Below are 18,996 nucleotides of genomic sequence, written 5' to 3'. Positions count from 1 at the left end.
ATAAACGACAATGGTTATCATTTAATATTCCTCTAGGTTCCTGTATGATTTTAAACCTAACTACGACATGAGCCTAGAGGAGTTCTCGTGTTTATCCGACTGCTTTTTTCCATTGCCTTAGCGGGCACCTTGTTATTTTCGGGCCAGACTCTGGCTGCGACATCGGCCTATACATCAGGCTCTCCTTCGGCAGCGACTCAAAGCGCTGATATGCGTCAATTACTGCAACTGGCTGAGTACGTTGGCGTAGATTATTCCGAAGCGGTTGCTGATGGAAAAGTTATTAATTCCGCTGAATACAGCGAAATGATTGAGTTCGCACAGCTTATTGGTCAAAAGACTGAGCAGGCCCCAGACTCTGTGAAACCTCAAATGCTGCAGTTAGTAGACCGCCTTAAGCAGCTTGTTAAGAGTAAGGCGGATACTGGTTCGGTTGTCGCGGTGACCAGTCAATTGAGAGATACCCTGTTGTCGGCTATGCCAAAATTAAACTTACCGTCGCGGCTGGTCGATAAAAAGCAGGTTCAACAGCTTTTTCAGCAAAACTGCGCGGCCTGCCATGGCGCTGTCGGGCAGGGCGACGGCCCTGGAGCTGCTGGTTTAGAGCCTGCGCCAACAAACTTTACTGATCGAGAGCGTGCGATGAATCGCTCATTGTTGGGTTTGTTTGATGCGGTATCCGACGGCATAGATGGAACGGCGATGCCCGCTTTCAGCCACCTAAGTGAAGAAGAGCGTTGGGCATTAACACTGTATGTTGGCAGTCTGGCTTTTGATGAAAGTGCGAATAGCAAAGAACAAGTGCCGTTGACTGAGCTTATCAATTACAGCCCGAACACTTTGTTACAGCAAGGGTTTTCAATGGATTCCATTGACTACTCGAGAACTCACGCGAGAAATTATTTTTCAGAAGGTCAGGAACTAGCTCCGCTTGCTATTGCTCGTACAAAAATCAAGCAGGCATTGAGCGCTTATCAACAGGGTGACTATTCAGAAGCGAAGCGTTTCGCGATTTCAGCGTACCTTGATGGTTTTGAGTTAGCAGAAAATGCGCTTAAAGCGAAAGAACCTGCGCTGATGCAAACTATAGAGCACGATATGATGGCACTACGTGGTGTTATCAGCCAACCGGGGCAGTTGCAGCAAGTGCAACAAATGACTTCGCGTTTGCAGCAGGAACTGGAAACAGCGGCTAACACTCTGGCGACCGATCAACTTTCCCAAGCCGCTTTGTTTTCCGCAAGTGCCGTTATTTTATTGCGCGAAGGGCTGGAAGCTCTGTTGATTGTGCTGGCAATTGGTACTGTGCTGGCTCGCTCAGGAAGTCGAAAAGGTTTACGGTATTTACACATGGGCTGGGTAACAGCGTTGCTGGCCGGTGTTGGTACATGGGTGCTGGCGGAGTATTTTATTAGTATCAGCGGTGCTAGCCGTGAAATTATCGAAGGCAGTGCAGCTCTATTTGCCGCCGGAATACTCTTTTATGTGGGTTACTGGATGCACAGCAAAACCCAGTCTCAGCAGTGGCAGCGCTTTATTCAGGAGAAAGTACAGACTCAGCTAAAACAGGGCGCCTTATGGGGGCTGGCTGGGCTTGCGTTCCTGGCGGTGTATCGGGAAGTGTTTGAAACCGTGTTGTTTTACCAGTCATTATTACTGCAGGCGGAAGGCGGCGGTCGCAGTGTTGCTTACGGCTTTGTGTTTGGGTTGGTGGTTCTTACAGCAGTGGCCTGGGTCATTATTAAGTACTCGGTCAAATTGCCAATGAATACCTTCTTTAAGGTAACGACTTACATCATTCTGGCGTTGGTCTTTATACTGTTAGGTAAAGGCATTACTGCTCTGCAAGAAGCCGCATGGCTGAGCCACACGCAGTTTCCGTTGAATATTACTTTCGAGTGGCTGGGGCTTTATGCGAACTGGGAAACGGTGATATCGCAGCTGGTGTACGTGATTCTTGTGGTAGCACTTTTTAAGCGCCCAATGTCATCGAAATAAAACCGAGTTATCCTAAAACTGTCATATTTGGTGAGTAACATACCACGCAACTTAACGCATGAATTGGTTATACTCCCTGGTTAAGTTTTTACGCCCCCAAATTTTTGGGGGCTTTTTTTTGGGAGTAAGGCTTTTGACATCCCCTCTCCACAACTCCATAATCCTTAACCATTAGGCTTTGTGGGGAGTAACCAGTAAAAAATGACAGCTTCAGCGGAAGAAGAAAAGCAATACAAAGCCTCCTGGAAGCGCTTAACACTGTTTAGTCTGTTATTTATTTTACTGACGGTTGCTGGCTTCTACGCTATTTACGATCACTTTTCCGGGCGAAGCTTAACCTTTGATGCACGCTTACTGTCACCACCGGTTATCGGCGCGGTTTTGCTGTTGTTGGGCATTTACTTTACCGCGGACGGATTGCGTCTGTATTATACGTTGCGTGCTTTAGGATATCGTATTCCCAAGAAGGCCATGGCGAAGTTGGTCTTTATTAATATTTTCTTCTCCAATATTACGCCCATGGCTACGGGCGGTGGCTTTGCTCAGGTTTGGTTTCTGCACGAGCATGGTGTCCCCATTGGGCGAGCAACGGCGGCGACAACCATTCGTACGGTATTGGCTATTTTCTTTATCTTTTCGCTTACTCCCTTATTTTTACTGACACTGAAGCCGTTACAAGATGAAGCCATTATTGGTGATATTGGTGCGGCTTTGGCCGTTTTAATTGTGCTTTATCTGCTATTTTTTGCGATCGTTTTACTGCGGGCCCATTGGCTTATTGGCCCGCTAAGCTATCTTTGTAAGGGGATACATAAGCTAAGGCTGATCAGCCCAGAACGTCATTTACGTTGGCAATATAAAACGCGACGTGAAATGCTGCGCTTCTCCCGCAGTTTTTCTGAGTATTGCCGGGGTTCAAAAATGGCGATTGCACTATCGGTGTTTTTTACCTTTATTTTTCTCCTCAGCTTATTCAGTTTCCCTGCGCTGCTCATGTGGGGACTGGACTATAATGTAGACTATTTGGTCAGTGTGGGGCTTCTGGTCGTGACAACGTTTATTATGTACTTTGCACCGACCCCCGGCGCGTCAGGCATTTCTGAAGGCGTGTTTGGTAGCTTCTTTAACGATATTTTAGCGAATCAGCATTTACTTCTAGTGACCTTTAGTTGGCGCTTTTTAACGATTTATCTGGGTATGCTTCTGGGCCTTGTCATTTTACAACGCTATTTAGTGCAGTCTGCCAAAGTACGGGTCACACAATGAATAAAACAAAGTTACTGAAAATTCTGTTTTATCTAAACATTGCCATTGTTTTAGGCCTTGTGAGTTATAAAGTCTACTTGAATTTAGTGACTTCCGAATTTGAGGCGGAACATACTGAACAGCTCTCTGATATCAGCGCGTTGCTGGAGAAACAGGACAGCTATAGCTTTGCCGTTGTAGGTAATATCAATAACTCCGTTGGAATTTTTGAACGCCGCATTATCCCCATGCTGAACGATGCGAATATCGACTTTTTAATCTCTGCCGGTAATGCGGTAAGTGGTGGCGGAGAAGACAAATACCGGGCAATTAGGGGGACGTTATCGCGCCTGGAAATGCCGTATCTTTTAACCTTCGGGAATAACGAATACGAAGAGTTCGGAAGCTTTCGCTTTTATAACCATTACGGGCCGCATTTTTTTAGTTTTTCTTCAAACGGCAGTCGTTTTATCTTTCTTGACAGCACCGGGAAGACCCCCTGGCAATGGCAGCTTCGTTGGCTAGAGGACATTTTAAAAGGCGACAGTTCAAAGCATCGGTTTGTTTTTATCGGGCACCCGCCAATGGAGCCGAAAGAAGCGTTCTTTTTAGCGGAAGAAGAGGACTTTCTGCAGCCGCCGCAGTTCAAACAAGCACTGATGAAGACACTCAGTAAATTTGGCGTCGATCGGGTGTTTTCATCCAATATTTCCATTTACTCCGAACGGGAGCATAACGGTATAACCTATATAACCACCGGAGGTGCCGGTGGCCTAGTGCTCAATCAGGATGAAAGCTTTTATCACTACGTAAAAGTGACGGTGAATGCTGACGGCTCTGTCGAGCATTCGGTTAAGGAGCTTGAGATTGGTCAGCATCCTATCCTTAAACAGCTAGAGAGTTTGTGGTTCTTTATCCACTCTCTGTTCTATGTGGGTTATCTGAACTTTATTTTGCTGGTGAGTTTGTTTTTAGTGATCAGTACCAAACTCTATAATGCGGTGTTTGTCGGCAAAGACTATTACCCAGATTACGACATTGATCCTGAGCCCTGGCTGAAAAATCCTATGCGTGTGGCCATGTTTACGAATAATTATCTGCCATTTATTGGGGGCGTTCCCATATCAATTGAGCGCCTGCGTAATGGGCTGGTCAAGCTTAAAGATAAAGTTCTGGTGGTTGCTCCTCGCTACCAGAAAAAAATGGAGCGGGAAGAGCATGTGGTGCGTATGCCTTCACTGTTTTCCTTTGGGGAAAAAAGTGAGTTTCGTTTTGCCAATATCTTTTCAGGCGCGGTTCGCAAAAAGGTTAAAGCTTTTAAACCCGATATCATCCATGTGCATCATCCGTTCTGGATAGGCTCGCTTGGTGTCTTTATGGCGCGGAGACTAAAAGTACCGGTCGTTTATACCTACCACACAAGACTGGAACATTACGCTCACTTTGTTTTTTTACCGGGCTCTTTGTTCCGTAATATTATTGCCCACTTTCTGGTGCGTCGGTTTGCGAATAAATGCGATGGCGTCATTGTACCAACGCAGTCGACCGAAGAATATCTCCGTATGATAGGGGTAAAACGACCGACGTTTGTGCAGCCCACCGGTATTGAGTTTGATCGCTTTCAACAGGTTGCTCCAGAGCAGGTTGACACATTACGCCAACAGCAAAGCCTGAGCGACGAAACGGTCTTTATCAGTGTGTCTCGTTTGTCTAACGAGAAAAATATCGATTTTATGATAGACGCCATGGCGCAGTTGAAAGAACAAACGGATAAACCGTTCCGATTCTTGATTATAGGAGACGGACATCAGCGACATCGCCTGCAAGGCCGTATTGATGAAATGGGCCTGCAGCAACAGGTCACGTTAGTGGGGGCGGTACCACCAGATGAAATGGCCATCTGGTATCAGTTAGGTGATGCTTTTCTGTTTGCTTCCCAGTCAGAAACACAAGGGATGGTTATTCTGGAAGCGATGGCCGCGGGCTTACCGGTGGTCGCGGTTCGTTCAAGCGGCATAGATGATGTGGTCGAAGATGAGCATAACGGCTATAAAACACCGGCGAAGCAAGCTTTATGGTGTAAACGAGTCAAGCAGCTTCTCGACGATGCGCCTTTACGCAAGAGCTTGTCGGAAAATGCGCTGGCTTTTGCCCGTGACTATTCTGTTGACAAGTTCAGTTGCGATGTTCGCCACATATACGCAGAAACCCTGGCTCGCTATCATGAAAAAAAATAGCGTCACAAAATGTGGTTACCAAAAACCAGTAGCTCACAGACAACCACGGCTGTTGTGAGTAACACTCGAATTCGGTAATAACCCATGTATGAGGTCATTGCCGAGCTGCGGGCCAGTTTCTGCTCGAAGAACAGTAATAACGCAAAGCCTATCATTTGCAGCGCCAGAGACCATGCCGGGGAATGCAATAACAAGGTTAACCATGCCAGTAATGCAAAGACATTACTTAATATGAGTGAGCCTTTGGTTTTCTCACTTTCAGCCCGGTGTAATGCATCACCCCATAACGTGCCACCCAAAAAAGTGAGAATAATGGCACCATAAGTAATTAAAAATTCTAAAGGCAATATGCCCCATAAGGTCCCCGTATGCATTAAGGCTGCAAGCGATGACGCCAAAAAGGGCACTAACCCAAGAAAACCTAAAGTATAAATAAGTCCGTTCTTACCTGAATTCATAGTCACTCTGAGCTTTCTGTTATGGCTTTATAGTGTAGTACAAAAATTCTGTTTCAGAGGATCTCAATACCTTCGCATTTGTAGTGACCAATTAAGTGATCGTCATGCAATATATTGCCTTTAAGGTCGAAGACGAAAAAGTAAGTTTCCGTTCTGTCACCCACTTCAACGCTTTTCAGTCCAACACATTCGTTTGGGTGGCCGGGCAGAATCTTGAACGACGAAACACCTCGCTCAGCGACGATGTCGCCTACGCTAATGATCTCAATATCGTTAAAGTCTTCGGACACAATGAACAGCTTATTGCTGCCACAACAGGTTTCGTCGTACTCTGGGTCGAAGGCTCGGTCGGATATTTTTCTTGGAAAAAACAGCCATTTTTCCAGTTGAGGGTGCCACTCTGCAGCTTCGTGAACAATATACCCATCCTTGTCTACGCCGGCGGCTTTTTTCAGCTTGTTGTAGTTATTATGCCAATTGATGCTTTGTAAACCGTAGTTGCGACCAATGACCTTTATCCACTCTTCTGTTGGTTTTTTGCCATGACTGCCAACGATCAATTCGTTACCTTTTACGGTGGCCCATTCGCCTTTGAAACCTTTAAACTTTTCGTCGCCGCTTCCTGCCATGAGAATTTGTCGGGGGATGAGCTGGTTCTGATTGCGAATTTCGCAAACAAGGCCGGTACGATCATCAAACGTCATCAAATGTTTACCAAACATAACCAACTCGGAGAATTCGGCGCCTCGGCCTCCTTCTGCAATTAAGCTAATGAGGTGGTGCTCTCCGCCATCTTCTTCTGCAATTTCAGTCAATTCATACTCGCCTGAGGCCGATCGCGTAAGTTCGTCATGACGGAGCGTTGAGCGCCAGGCGGTTTGACCATCATCCAGCTCAATCTGCGATGAATCGTCTTCATCTGTAATAATGGCGAGTCGGTACTCCTCTTGTTGTGAGGAATAACGGCTTAGTCGTTGCTGATCAAGAGGACGCTGTTTCATTTTTTTGTTTCCTTGTCTTTAGTGTTGCTTCAAACAGACATTCGCCCTGGTCTGCATTGAGTTGTTTTATGGTTTCCGGCACACCGGTTTCGCCAAATTCGACCAGACCAATGCCGGAGTGGTTCCATAAGCGCTCGCCGGCATCTCTTTCGCTGGGAAGTCTGGGAAAAACACGAAACCGTTTTCGTTTTGTGAACCAGTTCAAAGGGGAGTAAGGGGCATACAGCCAGCGGTTAAGACGATCGAGCCACTCTAAAAGCGAGTCCGGGAACTGATTTTTGATACCACTGCTGGTAATTTGCCAGATTCTTGGCCCGGGCTTTTGGTGCTTTAGCCGCACGTCATAAGCAAAAGAATAGTGCACATCTCCCGATAAAATCGTGAAGTTTTGCGGCGTACCGCGATGCGCAAAAATATTGAGCATGACTTCTGCTGAACCGGGGTGGGCCATCCAGTTTTCTGCGTCGACTAATAGCGGCTTTCCTAAAAAGGTGAAAATCTCCTGGATGGTCTCAATGAGTTTGACACCGAACATGGGCGCGGGCGACACCACAATCACCGATTTTTGGTTCAGAATTTTTTGCTGAAAGTCTGATAGTGCTTCCCAGTCCATTAATCCGGATGGTTTGGAGCGGGCTTGCTCACTTCTCCAACGACGGGTTCGGGTATCCAGAACGACAACCATTGGTTCACGGTAAATCTCGTACTGCCAGCCATCAAATGACAGCAACGAATCGATTAACGCGTCTAAGTCAGTGGTGTTGTAGTGACCGTTAGATTCGGAGACCGCTTTAAACTGAGAGACTAAAGCGTTAAGTGAATCTTTCGTGTTGCCCCAGCCCTGACACAATAAATAGCCCGCAAGCGCGTTACCGACAATTCGCCTGGAAAATGGGTGTTCGTAGGCGGTTATTTCCCATAGCGCGGAAAGGTTCCAGTCATCGGTAATGTCGTGGTCATCAAAAATCATATAATTAGGTACATTGGCCATAGCTCTAGCCGCTTTGGGCAAGGTATCGCAATATTTTGTCAGTGCGCTTTGCTCTTGCTCATAGGTTGCAAGTTGCTCTGGTGTTAGTGACGGAGGCGCTTCAGTGGCTAGTCGTTGCCATAAGACGGGGGACCAGGTGAGTAGGTAGATGCCGATGTACTCACTAAAACTAATGAGATGGTTTTTGGCATTACTGGAGGTGAAAATAGGTTTTTTAACACCGCCAAAAAATTTCTCCGTAAGTGCTTCGTTCATTTTAGTGTCCGGAAGCAGCTGGTCTCTGCCATAGTAATTCGCATCAAGCGAACGAAGTTCCGCACTGTCGTTAAAGTTTGTGCCGCTTATGGCCTCTTCGTACAGCCCCAGTAATTCAATCGTGTTGTGTATTGCTGAAAGCATTGGTCCGGCAACGTCATCAACATAGACTTGATCGCCGCTGTGCATTAATAATGCCGGCCGTTCGCTCGGCTTGTTCAGACTTTCTTCCAGCTCGGCGTCGACCCTCACTAAGCCATCGGGAGCAGTGTGATGAGGTCGCCGGCAGGAACCATGAAAAACACGATCAATGGACTTTTTAAAGACAAAGCCAGGACGGTTTTGAGTGGGGTACAGTAAGTGTGAAGCGGTCTCTGAAAGTCCTTTCTCATCAATAACAATGTCGTATTCAATGTACTGATCGTGAGTCAGTCGCTGTTTAGGCGTGAGCTGAAGCCGCTTGATGACAGCGTGCGTGCCAACCCGTACCGACTCGATCTCTTGATGCTTCAGGCCAACAGAGAGTTCTGCGGTCAGCGGAAAGTCGTCTCGGCAGACGAGCCACACAACAACACTGTCTTCATCGACAGCGCGTAATATTGGACCACAGATAATAGGCGGTAGTGAAGAATGACTCAACGGCGTTCCTTTTAGCTTTTATCTAGACTGTTTGTCACTATAAAGAACAATCTGGGCATTACAAAATATGACTAGCCATAGCTAGCAAGAGTTTAAGTTGCTTTAGCAAAAGTCAGTCGATACTATTCTGGCCCTTTTACAATGAGTGGTGCTATTGCTCGTGGGTCATGACGATGAATAAACAGATCTTGGTTACCGGAGGTTGTGGGTTTATCGGTTCGCACACGGTTGTCGAACTGATGCTCAAAGGCTACCAAGTGATTGTGATTGATAATCTGAGTAACAGCAGCGCTTCAGCCATTGATAAAATTGAGAAAATGACAGGCAAGCGGCCGGCCTTTCGTCAAATAGACATTTGCGACCGGAAAGCTTTGGAAAGTGTCTTTCGCGACTACGTTATTGATGCAGTTATGCATTTTGCTGCGCTTAAGAATCCTCAGGAAAGTTATCAGCTAACCGACCAGTACTTTCTGACTAATGTGGAGGGTACAAGACAACTTATCGCTTTAATGGAGCGGTTTTCAGTAACCCGCTTGGTCTTTTCATCATCTGCGGTGGTTTATGGCGTACCGTCACAGGTTCCGATTGCTGAATCAGCGGCTGCTGGAGAGGTAACAAACCCTTATGGCGAAACGAAATATCAGTCGGAATGCGATCTAACCGAACACTGTCAAAACAATTCAGAGTTTTCGGCTGTGAGTTTGCGTTATTTCAATCCGGCAGGGGCACACCCGTCGGGTGCCATCGGAGAGCAACCGCTAAAACCTGCCGCTAATCTGATTCCCGCCATTGGTAAAGTTATTATGGGTCTAGCGGAGTCGGTGCCAATATACGGTGATAATTATCCGACCTGCGACGGCACCGCAGTTCGTGACTATATCCATATTTGCGACCTGGCGAGCGGTCATGTTGCTGCACTGGAAGCCGTTCTTGCACAATCAGGACACCAGATTTTTAATTTGGGAACGGGCAAAGGTGAGTCTGTACTGGGAGTCGTTCGGGCTTTCGAAAAAGCCAGCGGGATGCGTATTCCCGTTGAGTTTTTGGCGCCGCGAAAGGGCGATGTCGGCAGCTGTTATGCTGAGGTTAGAAAAGCCCGTACTGAGTTGAATTGGCAAGCTGATTTCGACTTAAATACAATAGCTCGGGACTATTGTCATTGGTTATCGCTATCTAACTGATGTAATGCTATTTCGTTATTTTCAACCGAGGGCTCCTGATAAGCGCACAACAAAAAGGGGTGTATCTGGAAATAGGTTGCCGATTTTTTCTGATGGTGAAGCGGGCTTTCCAGCACGTTGAGTAAAGAAGCCCCGGACGCTTTAGCGAAGGCTTCTGCTAGAGTCCAGTGGTGAAAGAAGTCTTTTTTGGTCAAAGCACTACCCGCCAGAAAGCCATCTTTATAATGGTCGCGAATGCGCTGATAATCTTTATTGGTACTCAGGTCTTCGAGGTCGATACCTATCTTGTTGGTGCTTGAGTAGGCCGCAGCGATACAGCCTGATTTATGAGTAATAGAACAATACACGGAGCGCCCGTCGACGGTTAAAAGTGGCGCACCGGAATCGGTTTTATCGACGACGACCTGCTGAGATGCCTCGGTTGCCCCGTATTTTTGTACAAGCTGAACCAATAACTCCCGGGCTTCTGCTGAAACCTTTAGCGGTGATGCTGTTTTGTTGTATAGCCTATATCCGATAACCATATGCGATGTTATATTTTTGAAATGTCGAGTGAGATTCTGTAGTATTCCGCTTCTTTTTTGAGTGTCTGCCCATAATCCTATGCGAGCTTTTATAGCTGATAGTACATTAGTCGAAACGGAAAGTCGTGAGCTGCTGAAGCAAATCCCGGCTGCAACCCGGCGTCGCCTGAGTTTGTATTCGAAAGTACTGGTCACAGCCATTCTGCAGATAGGTGAGCGGCAGCCGCAACTGAAAGATACTCCAGTGATCCTGGCGACCCGCCATGGTGACTTGCACCGTACTGAAAAGCTACTGCGCGAGTTGGTGCGTGGTGAGGTTTTGTCACCCACGCAGTTTGCTCTGTCAGTGAATAATGCGGTGCTGGGGCAATACAGTATGGCGGCCGATAATCGACAAGCAATGACAACGCTGTCGGCGGGTGAGCAAACCTACCCTTTGGGCTGGCTCGAGGCGATAAGCCAACTACAAAGCGAAGCGAAGCAAGTGCTACTGGTGTATGCTGATGAAGTGCCCCCAGCGGTCTATTCAACGCAGATTCAATCACCGCTAAAAGGCTTTTCGCAAGCGATTTTACTCGATAGAGAAAACGGACAGGAATTGATTTTGGATCGCCGGATTAAAAAAGAAAGTCAGTTACAGGATGACGTCTACTCAGTTGCGAACAACGTGCAACAAATATTGGATGCGCGCGGTGGTAAAGTGGTTAATGGCTATAACGGCGTGATTTGGAGCTGGCATGCTACTTAATCTTTGGTGAATAATAAATCGTACTTGGCGGCGTTTCGCCACCGGGCTTTGCTTTGCCATTTTTGGGTTCGGTGGTTTATTGCTGTCGGTTACAGCTTTACCTCTGCTAACGTTATTATCCAAAGGACAACAGCAGCGCGAAATCCGAGCCCGGCGTTTAGTGCAACTGACGTTCCGATGGTTTATTGGTGTGATGAAATGGACGGGAGTGTTCCATTTCGATTTTAAAGCCATTGAGCAGCTAAAAGGCGTTCGGGGCCAAGTCATTATCGCGAATCACCCTTGTTTGATTGATGTCGTTGCGTTGATTTCTTTTGTGCCGAATCCTGACTGTGTGGTTAAGTCTCACTTATGGAAAAATCCTTTTATGCGGGGGGTTATCCGCTCGACAGGGTATTTAAGTAACTCTGACCCAGAGGACTTAGTCACCGATTGTGAGCGTTCGCTGGCGCAAGGAAATAACCTGATTATTTTCCCGGAAGGTACGCGGACCACGCCCGGAGAAACGGTTAAATTCCAACGCGGAGCAGCCCATCTGGCACTACGAACCCGGGCGAAAATAACGGCACTGAGAATTGACTGTTCGCCGGTCACTTTAATTAAGAATGAGGCTTGGTATTGTGCGCCGGAGCGAAAGCCGACCTTATCAGTGCATTATCTTGGAGAGATAGAGTCGGCCAAGTATTGCGACACGACAAAACTGAGTATCGCTGCGCGTCAATTGACTCGTGATTTACAGAGTTACTATGAAAGGGTAAGAGAAAATGACAGAGAGCCTGAAGCAAGAGATCAAAGCCTTGATTATCGAGTCGCTGGATCTTGAGGATGTTGAAGCATCAGATATTAACGATTCTGCCGCCTTGTTTGGCGATGATGATGATGGCTTAAACCTCGACTCCATAGACGCACTGGAATTAGGTCTGGCAATTAAGAAAAAATATGATGTGAAGCTGGATGCCAATTCAGCGGAAACAAAAAGGCACTTTTACAGTGTGAATACGTTAGCGGAGTTTGTCGCTAACAATCGTGGTGAGTGACGAGGGAACGATGAAGACGAAAGACGAAGTATATGCAAGGTTAGTTCAGATTCTGGAAGAGGATTTTGAACTGGAATCTGATGATATCTCTTTGGACGCTAACCTGTATCAGGATCTTGACCTTGACTCTATCGATGCGGTGGATTTAGTTGTTAAGTTGCGCGAAATTACCGGAAAGAAGATAAGCCCGGATGCGTTTAAAGCAGTACGTACAGTCGAGGACGTTGTCGAAGAAGTCTATAAACTTGTTCACAACGACTAATGACAAACGGACCACGTTTATTGATCGGTGGTTTGCTCATTGCTTACCCGCTGTTGGTTTGGTGGCTGGCACAGCAAGGATTAACAACCTGGTTAATCCTGGTGCTGCTGGCACTGCTGAGCTTAAACGTTGTTTTACAGGGTAGGAATCATCCCAAAAGCTGGCTGTCGGTAGCGATAATACTGCTGGTCTTAGCAACGGTGTGGTTTACCGACCAGTTAACCGGTGTGCTGTTTTATCCTGTTTGGGTCAATGCCGCGCTATTATTGGTCTTTCTTGCATCATTGTGGCGTAAACCTGCAGCTATTACTCGATTGGCTCTGTTGATGGAAGGTTCGCTGTCAGAAAAGGCTGTTGCTTATACTGAAAAGGTTACCCTGGTTTGGGTACTGTTCTTCTTTGTTAATGGTGGCATTTCTTTGGCAACGGCTATCCATGGTGACCTCGATCTCTGGACGTTATACAACGGTTTTATTTCCTATGTTCTGATGGGATTACTCTTTGTGATTGAGTGGAGTGTGCGACGTGTTGTTAGAGATAAGCACTGATCATTGGGAGCTGCGCTGGCCGCGTTCAGAGACGCAAATAGCGGTCATAGGTGAAGAGCCGATTAACGTGACGCGCTGGCTCCGGGATGTCGCAGCTGCCACGCAGTGGTTAGCGAAAAGTGAAGGTAATGCGCTACTCTATCAGCGCAACTGGTATCGTTTTAGTGTGTGGTTTTTCGCCCTGCTGAATTGCCAAAAACGTGTCATTTTGCCAGCTAACGATAAGCCCGCCACCTTGACTGAATTGTCAGTTCATTATTCGTTCAGAGTGCCTGATGAGTTGCCGTCGTCGGTCGGTTTGGATACGCCGGAATTCGGCCTGGCGGGGCAATTAGATGCAGGTGTTACCTTTTTTACCTCTGGTAGCAGTGGTAAGCCTAAAGCAGTAGAAAAAACCTTAAGGCAGTTGTGGCTTGAAGTCATGACGCTGGAACGGACATTTTCAGAGCAACTCGGAAGCGCTGATGTTGTTACCACTGTGACGCATCAGCATATATATGGTTTCCTGTTCACTGTGCTTTGGCCTATTGCTGCGGGGCGCTCGGTGACCATTCCTTTAATCGATTACCCAGAGCAGCTTCAGCAAATATTGGCGAAAGCTGGCCGCCAGCGTTACGCTCTTATCAGCAGTCCGGCACATTTGCAGCGGCTGGACAACTTGTCGCGATTAACTCAGTACAGTCAGTCACTGGCAATGATTTTCTCATCAGGCGGGCCGCTGCCAGACTCGGTGCCAACGGCATTTGCAGAAAACGGCTTGATGGTTCCGACCGAAGTTTACGGAAGTACTGAAACCGGTGGTATAGCCTGGCGCCAGCGAACCTCTGGTTCATCGGATAGCTTTACGCCTTTAGCCGGCGTTAACGTGAGTTGCGATGAAAACGGAAAGCTGGTTATTCAGTCGCCTTATCTTAATAACGCTAAGTCTTCTTATCTTACGGAAGATAAGGTTGAGCTTGAGGAACAGGGTGGCTTTCAACTGCTGGGACGTCAGGATCGGATTGCGAAGATTGCTGAAAAGCGGGTCTCATTAAACGAAGTTGAGGCGTTTGCGCTACGCCACGACTGGGTTGAGTCCGCAAAGGTCTGCGTGTTGCATAGCCCACGAGTTGAGTTGGGTCTGGTGTTGGTTTTAACGCCGAAAGGGAATGCTGAGCTAAATAGCCTGGGGCGGTTTAAAGCGCGACAGGAACTTCGTCACCATTTACTGCAGCGGTTCGATAAAGTGGTGGTACCTAAGCGTTTTCGCTACCGACAGCAGTTGCCGTACAATGACGCAGGAAAGATAACACAGGCCGATTTAATAGCGTTGTTCGAAAAGGATAAGTAAGGGCATTAATGCAGATTCATTTACCAGATTTTAGTCAGCTTTGTGAAAGCCGGAACGAGAATGATAAGCCGGTGCTAAAGGGCCTGTTCACATTGGCTTCTGACTGTGTTTATTTACAGGGGCATTTTCCGTCAGCACCTATTCTGCCGGGGGTTGCCCAACTGGAGTGGGTGGTTCAGCTGGCGGCCCGCTATTGGTCGACACCAACATCAATTCAGCGTATAGAAGTATTAAAGTTTAATGACATGATTTTACCTAATGCGACAGTCAGTCTTCTGATTGAAAGAAAACGCGACGACTGTCTTATCTTTAAATACACAGACGGTGATAAAGCATTGTCGTCCGGGCGCCTGGTAATAAATTAATATGTCCCAGTATTGTTTTCTTATTCCTATTTATAATCATGATAAGACCATTACGGCGACCATTGAAAGGCTGCTGCCTTATGAGCTTCCTATCATTATTGTTGATGACGGTTCAAATATCCATACCAAGGAGGTTCTGGCCATCTTGGCGGAAGAGCATAAGTCGCTTATCTTGTTGTACACATTACCTGAAAACAGGGGTAAAGGTGGTGCAGTTATGGCTGGGTTTCAGGTGGCTACTGAAGAAGGCTTTACCCACGCGTTGCAAATAGACGCTGACGGCCAGCACGACAGTGACGATATTCCAAAGTTCTTAGCCTTGTCTGAAGAACATCCGGGGGCGTTAATCAGTGGTCACCCTCAGTACGATGAAAGTATGCCAACCAGCCGACGCATTGGCCGCAAGATCACCCACTTTTGGGTGCATATCGAAACCTTATCGATGCAAATAAAAGATACAATGTGCGGCTTCAGGGTTTATCCGTTGTACCAGACGGTCGGCGTAATAAAGAACGGGCACATTGGCACACGCATGGATTTCGATATTGATATTATGGTTCGTTTATTTTGGGCTGGCACGCCGGTTCTATTTATCCCGACGAACGTGATTTACCCTCAAGGGGGGCAGTCACATTTCCGGGCTTTGCAGGACAACGTAAAAATTTCCTGGCTACACACCCGTTTATTTTTTGGCATGTTGCCGCGCATCCCTGTTTTGTTGTTTCGTAAATTCAGGACCTGAAGATGAGCGATAAGCACTGGGCGAAAAAAAAAGAGCGAGGAAGTTATTGGGGCATAGTGATTGTACTAAGAGCCTATCAATATGGTGGTCACTGGCTTATGCGCTTAGTTCTGGCTCCCGTCATCACCTATTTTTTCCTGACCGGAGGTACAGCTCGCAGAGCCTCATTGAATTTTTTGCAACGGGTACATCGATTTGCGCCACAGCAATCGCCTTTTGCCAAAACGCCTGGCTGGCGTCACAGTTGGTATCACTTTTGGCAATTTGGTCTGCACGCTTTAGCAAAAATTGATGCCTGGGTTGGAAGAGTTTCTAAAAGTCAGGTGCGAAACTGCGGTGATACTCACTTTGATGAGTTAGAAAAACAGCCACAGGGCGGCATTCTTATTGGTAGCCACTTGGGTAACCTGGAAGTTGCGCGGGCGCTGGCTTCCAAAAAATATACCCGGCGCATGAATGTGCTGGTGTTTACTCATCATGCACAGTCGTTTAATCGGGCTCTGAAAGAAGTGAATCCAAAGGTCGATATTGACCTAATTCAAGTGACCGAAATTGATATGGGTCTGACCATACTGCTGAAAGAGCGTATTGAACAAGGTGAGTTTGTGGTCATTGTGGGCGATCGTACTTCGGTGACTCAGCCCGGACAGACAGTTGAACAAGACTTTTTGGGTGAACCGGCTGATTTTGCCTTAGGCCCGTGGATATTAGCCAGTGTGCTAGAATGTCCTGTCTACTTTTTATTCTGCTTAAAAAACCCCGATGACGGACATTACGATTTGTATTTGAACTTTGCGTGTCAGCAGTTAAAACTGCCCCGTAAAAGCCGCAGAGAGGCTCTGCAACCGGTGCTGAAAGCCTACAGCGAAACAATGGAAAAATTAGCGATACGTTACCCGTATCAGTGGTTTAACTTTTTTGATTTTTGGAAAAAGGACAGTCAGTAGTATGACAACATCGATTATAGCCTTTGGTGGTCGCTCGCTGACCATTGAAGATGTGGTAGAGATAGCTAATGGCAACGCGCGGGTGGCCTTAAGTGATGCCCCCGAGTTTGTCGAAAAAGTCGATGCCGGTGTCCGTTTTCTGGATGAATTACTCGAGCAGGATGGCGTTATTTACGGGGTGACTACCGGCTATGGCGACAGCTGTACGGTATCGGTGCCGGAAAACCTGGTTAACGAGTTACCGATTCACCTTACGCGTTTTCACGGCTGTGGGCTGGGTGATATCTTTGACGAACAGGAAACCCGGGCCATTTTGGCGACCCGTCTGAGTTCTCTCGCACAAGGGTATTCGGGTGTCAGCTGGGAGCTATTGGAACGTTTGGTGCTTATGCTGAACGAAAACATGCTACCGCTTATTCCAAAAGAAGGCAGTGTAGGCGCCAGCGGTGATTTAACGCCGCTATCCTACATTGCTGGTGCGTTGATTGGTGAGCGTGATGTGCGCTTTCGCAATAAGGTCATGAACAGCGCAGAAGCGTTTCAGCTGCTGGATATGCCGGTTCATAAGCTGCGGCCAAAAGAAGGCCTGGCCATTATGAATGGCACTGCGGTAATGACCGCGTTGGCGTGTTTGGCGTGGGACCGGGCAGAGTATCTGACGCGGTTGTCGAGTAAAATTACCTCGCTGGCCAGCATCGCGCTGGACGGCAACAGCAACCACTTTGACGACTTACTGTTTGCGGTGAAGCCACACAAGGGGCAGCAGCAGGTGGCCAGCTGGATCCAGCGGGATTTGAACCATGTTAAGCACCCGAGAAACTCCTCACGCCTGCAGGACCGCTACTCTATTCGCTGCGCACCTCATATTATCGGTGTACTGAAAGACAGCCTGCCGTGGTTTAAAGACACTATAGAAAACGAACTTAATAGCGCGAATGACAACCCAATTATTGACGGGCTGGGCGAGCACGTCTTGCATGGCGGGCATTTTTACGGTGGCCATATCGCGATGGTTATGGACTCAATGAAGACCGCGGTGGCGAACCTGGCGGACCTGCACGATCGACAAATGGCGCTGTTGATGGATACCAAAATGAATCACGGTTTGCCGGCAAATTTGTCTGCAGCTGAAGGGCAACGTAAGGCGATTAACCATGGCTTTAAAGCGGTTCAAATTGGTTGCTCTGCCTGGACTGCCGAGGCGTTAAAACTGACTATGCCGGCCAGTGTTTTTTCACGCTCAACCGAGTGCCATAACCAGGACAAAGTGAGCATGGGAACCATTGCTGCCCGTGACTGTATCCGTATTCTTGAGTTAACTGAGCAAGTCGTGGTGTCGACCTTGCTGGCAGCTTATCAGGGAGTTGAGTTACGCCAGCAAACCGCAGCTCAACCGATGAGTCTGGCCTCAGGTGTGTCTGAAATAATGGAAAGTGTGGCTGAACAGTTTGATCTGCTGACGGAAGACCGTCCGCTGGAACCCGAACTGCGTTATTGGCTTACCCAGTTACGGTCAAAAGTCTGGAACTTGTATCAGGAGCCAGCATGAAACAGGCCAGCTTAATCATTGATGTTCCTTTTTTCGATGTCGACGCGATGCAGGTTGTCTGGCACGGACACTATATAAAGTACATCGAAATGGCGCGCAGCGAGTTATTACGCACCTTTGACTATGACTACCCAACCATGGAAGCCAACGGGCATTTATGGCCGATTGTGGATCTTCGCCTAAAGTACGTTGCGTCAGCAACTTACGGACAACACATTCGGGTCACTGCGATCCTAGTGGAGTGGGAGCACCGATTAAAAATAAACTATGAAATTCGCGGTGTTGAAAGCGGTGAATTGCTGACTAAAGCCACCAGTGTTCAGGTGGCAGTGTGCAAAGAAACACGTGAGATGCTGTTTGAGTCCCCCGACATTGTCTTTGAAAAACTGGGAGTGGAACGCTCATGAACCGCATTCTTGCTGTTCTATTTTTATTCGCGGTTTCATTGGCTTCGGCAGCCGAAGATAAGCTGACGACACAAGCGTTAGCGGCTCTTGCGCAACAGTCTGAGCCCTTACCGGTGTCGCTGCAGTTCCAACAAAAAAAGCACTTGTCCGGTCTGCCCCGGGTTTTGGTGAGTTCGGGGCAGTTGGATATTAGTAAAGATGAAATCATCTGGACAACCGAGCATCCGCAACAACAGCAGTTACGCATCAACCGTCAGGGTATCTTTGAACAAGGCAGCGACACGTCTATCAGTGGCAGCGAAACGGTTGCGATGCTGTTATTAGCGATTTTGCAGCAAGATGATGTGGTGCTTAAGCGGCTGTTTAAATTGTCCTTAAAACAGAACTGTGTGGTGATGACTCCAAAAGAAGAGGCATTAGGCAGTGTGATTGAAAAAATACACAGTTGCGGAACTGACAGCGTTGAGCTGGTGACGCTATTTGAACAAAGCGGCAACACCACCCGTATTGAGCTCAGCAAAAGGTAATATCA

20 protein-coding genes are annotated in these 18,996 nt (G+C 47.4%); 16 read left to right on the top strand and 4 right to left on the bottom strand.

Features of this window, described 5'->3' with window-relative positions; genetic code table 11:
- Positions 1 to 87 precede the first annotated feature (87 nt).
- From RBK99_RS08450 to RBK99_RS08440, 3 genes are all read left to right on the top strand, one after another.
- Positions 88 to 1,998 carry an FTR1 family protein gene (locus RBK99_RS08450; protein ID WP_317504165.1) on the top strand — a complete coding sequence of 637 codons (1,911 nt, stop codon included), beginning with the start codon at positions 88 to 90 and terminating at the stop codon, positions 1,996 to 1,998.
- Positions 1,999 to 2,199: 201 nt separating this feature from the next.
- Complete coding sequence (locus RBK99_RS08445; RefSeq protein ID WP_317504164.1) at positions 2,200 to 3,264, top strand: lysylphosphatidylglycerol synthase transmembrane domain-containing protein; 1,065 nt, start codon at positions 2,200 to 2,202, stop codon at positions 3,262 to 3,264.
- Positions 3,261 to 5,480: a glycosyltransferase gene (locus tag RBK99_RS08440; protein ID WP_317504163.1), complete on the top strand. Its 2,220-nt coding sequence runs from the start codon at positions 3,261 to 3,263 to the stop codon at positions 5,478 to 5,480. The genes RBK99_RS08445 and RBK99_RS08440 overlap by 4 nt, the downstream gene beginning before the upstream one ends.
- Before the next feature lie 2 nt (positions 5,481 to 5,482).
- Here RBK99_RS08440 and RBK99_RS08435 read toward each other — a convergent pair whose 3' ends face one another.
- The 3 genes from RBK99_RS08435 to RBK99_RS08425 are packed head-to-tail and all read right to left on the bottom strand — an operon-like array spanning position 5,483 to position 8,824.
- Positions 5,483 to 5,938 carry a DUF3429 domain-containing protein gene (locus RBK99_RS08435; RefSeq protein ID WP_317504162.1) on the bottom strand — a complete coding sequence of 152 codons (456 nt, stop codon included), beginning with the start codon at positions 5,936 to 5,938 and terminating at the stop codon, positions 5,483 to 5,485.
- Positions 5,939 to 5,991: 53 nt separating this feature from the next.
- Positions 5,992 to 6,939, bottom strand: coding sequence for a hypothetical protein (locus tag RBK99_RS08430; RefSeq protein WP_317504161.1), 948 nt, complete (start codon positions 6,937 to 6,939; stop codon positions 5,992 to 5,994).
- A complete protein-coding gene (locus RBK99_RS08425) occupies positions 6,920 to 8,824 on the bottom strand; it encodes an alkaline phosphatase D family protein (RefSeq protein WP_317504160.1) in 1,905 nt (634 codons plus the stop codon). The genes RBK99_RS08430 and RBK99_RS08425 overlap by 20 nt, the downstream gene beginning before the upstream one ends.
- 173 nt (positions 8,825 to 8,997) lie before the next feature.
- On the opposite strand from RBK99_RS08425, the gene galE reads away from it, so the two are divergent.
- Positions 8,998 to 10,005 (top strand): UDP-glucose 4-epimerase GalE, encoded by a 1,008-nt coding sequence (galE, locus tag RBK99_RS08420; protein WP_317504159.1) that lies wholly within the window; start codon positions 8,998 to 9,000, stop codon positions 10,003 to 10,005.
- Here galE and RBK99_RS08415 read toward each other — a convergent pair.
- The gene (locus RBK99_RS08415; RefSeq protein WP_317504158.1) at positions 9,981 to 10,457 is read right to left on the bottom strand and encodes a 4'-phosphopantetheinyl transferase superfamily protein; all 477 of its coding nucleotides are present in this window, start codon (positions 10,455 to 10,457) and stop codon (positions 9,981 to 9,983) included. The genes galE and RBK99_RS08415 overlap by 25 nt on opposite strands.
- 151 nt (positions 10,458 to 10,608) lie before the next feature.
- On the opposite strand from RBK99_RS08415, the gene RBK99_RS08410 reads away from it, so the two are divergent.
- The 12 genes from RBK99_RS08410 (at position 10,609) to RBK99_RS08355 (ending at position 18,991) form a co-directional block, all read left to right on the top strand.
- Positions 10,609 to 11,277: a beta-ketoacyl synthase chain length factor gene (locus RBK99_RS08410; protein WP_317504157.1), complete on the top strand. Its 669-nt coding sequence runs from the start codon at positions 10,609 to 10,611 to the stop codon at positions 11,275 to 11,277.
- 79 nt (positions 11,278 to 11,356) lie between these two features.
- On the top strand, positions 11,357 to 12,100 hold the full coding sequence (locus RBK99_RS08405) for a lysophospholipid acyltransferase family protein (RefSeq protein WP_317504156.1): 744 nt from the start codon (positions 11,357 to 11,359) through the stop codon (positions 12,098 to 12,100).
- Positions 12,042 to 12,314 (top strand): phosphopantetheine-binding protein, encoded by a 273-nt coding sequence (locus RBK99_RS08400; RefSeq protein ID WP_317504155.1) that lies wholly within the window; start codon positions 12,042 to 12,044, stop codon positions 12,312 to 12,314. The genes RBK99_RS08405 and RBK99_RS08400 overlap by 59 nt, the downstream gene beginning before the upstream one ends.
- 10 nt (positions 12,315 to 12,324) lie before the next feature.
- Positions 12,325 to 12,576: an acyl carrier protein gene (locus RBK99_RS08395; protein WP_317504154.1), complete on the top strand. Its 252-nt coding sequence runs from the start codon at positions 12,325 to 12,327 to the stop codon at positions 12,574 to 12,576.
- A complete protein-coding gene (locus tag RBK99_RS08390) occupies positions 12,576 to 13,124 on the top strand; it encodes a COG4648 family protein (protein WP_317504153.1) in 549 nt (182 codons plus the stop codon). The genes RBK99_RS08395 and RBK99_RS08390 overlap by 1 nt, the downstream gene beginning before the upstream one ends.
- Entirely contained in the window at positions 13,102 to 14,454 is a 1,353-nt protein-coding gene (locus tag RBK99_RS08385; protein WP_317504152.1) for an AMP-binding protein, read from the top strand. Before RBK99_RS08390 ends, RBK99_RS08385 begins: the two co-directional genes overlap by 23 nt.
- A gap of 8 nt (positions 14,455 to 14,462) precedes the next feature.
- Positions 14,463 to 14,819, top strand: a complete 357-nt coding sequence (locus tag RBK99_RS08380; protein WP_317504151.1) for an ApeI family dehydratase — start codon at positions 14,463 to 14,465, stop codon at positions 14,817 to 14,819.
- A 1-nt stretch (position 14,820) separates the two neighbouring features.
- Complete coding sequence (locus RBK99_RS08375; RefSeq protein WP_317504150.1) at positions 14,821 to 15,561, top strand: glycosyltransferase family 2 protein; 741 nt, start codon at positions 14,821 to 14,823, stop codon at positions 15,559 to 15,561.
- A 2-nt stretch (positions 15,562 to 15,563) separates the two neighbouring features.
- On the top strand, positions 15,564 to 16,508 hold the full coding sequence (locus tag RBK99_RS08370; protein WP_317504149.1) for a lysophospholipid acyltransferase family protein: 945 nt from the start codon (positions 15,564 to 15,566) through the stop codon (positions 16,506 to 16,508).
- A 1-nt stretch (position 16,509) separates the two neighbouring features.
- Complete coding sequence (locus RBK99_RS08365) at positions 16,510 to 18,057, top strand: HAL/PAL/TAL family ammonia-lyase (protein ID WP_317504148.1); 1,548 nt, start codon at positions 16,510 to 16,512, stop codon at positions 18,055 to 18,057.
- Positions 18,054 to 18,464 carry an acyl-CoA thioesterase gene (locus tag RBK99_RS08360; RefSeq protein ID WP_317504147.1) on the top strand — a complete coding sequence of 137 codons (411 nt, stop codon included), beginning with the start codon at positions 18,054 to 18,056 and terminating at the stop codon, positions 18,462 to 18,464. The genes RBK99_RS08365 and RBK99_RS08360 overlap by 4 nt, the downstream gene beginning before the upstream one ends.
- Positions 18,461 to 18,991, top strand: coding sequence for a LolA family protein (locus tag RBK99_RS08355; protein ID WP_317504146.1), 531 nt, complete (start codon positions 18,461 to 18,463; stop codon positions 18,989 to 18,991). The genes RBK99_RS08360 and RBK99_RS08355 overlap by 4 nt, the downstream gene beginning before the upstream one ends.
- Positions 18,992 to 18,996 lie beyond the last annotated feature (5 nt).

It is taken from the genome of Idiomarina solivarensis (genome assembly GCF_033052755.1).
Taxonomy (GTDB): Bacteria; Pseudomonadota; Gammaproteobacteria; order Enterobacterales; family Alteromonadaceae; genus Idiomarina.
Note: the sequence above shows the minus strand (reverse complement) of the source record. Positions and strands in the feature narration are given on the sequence as shown.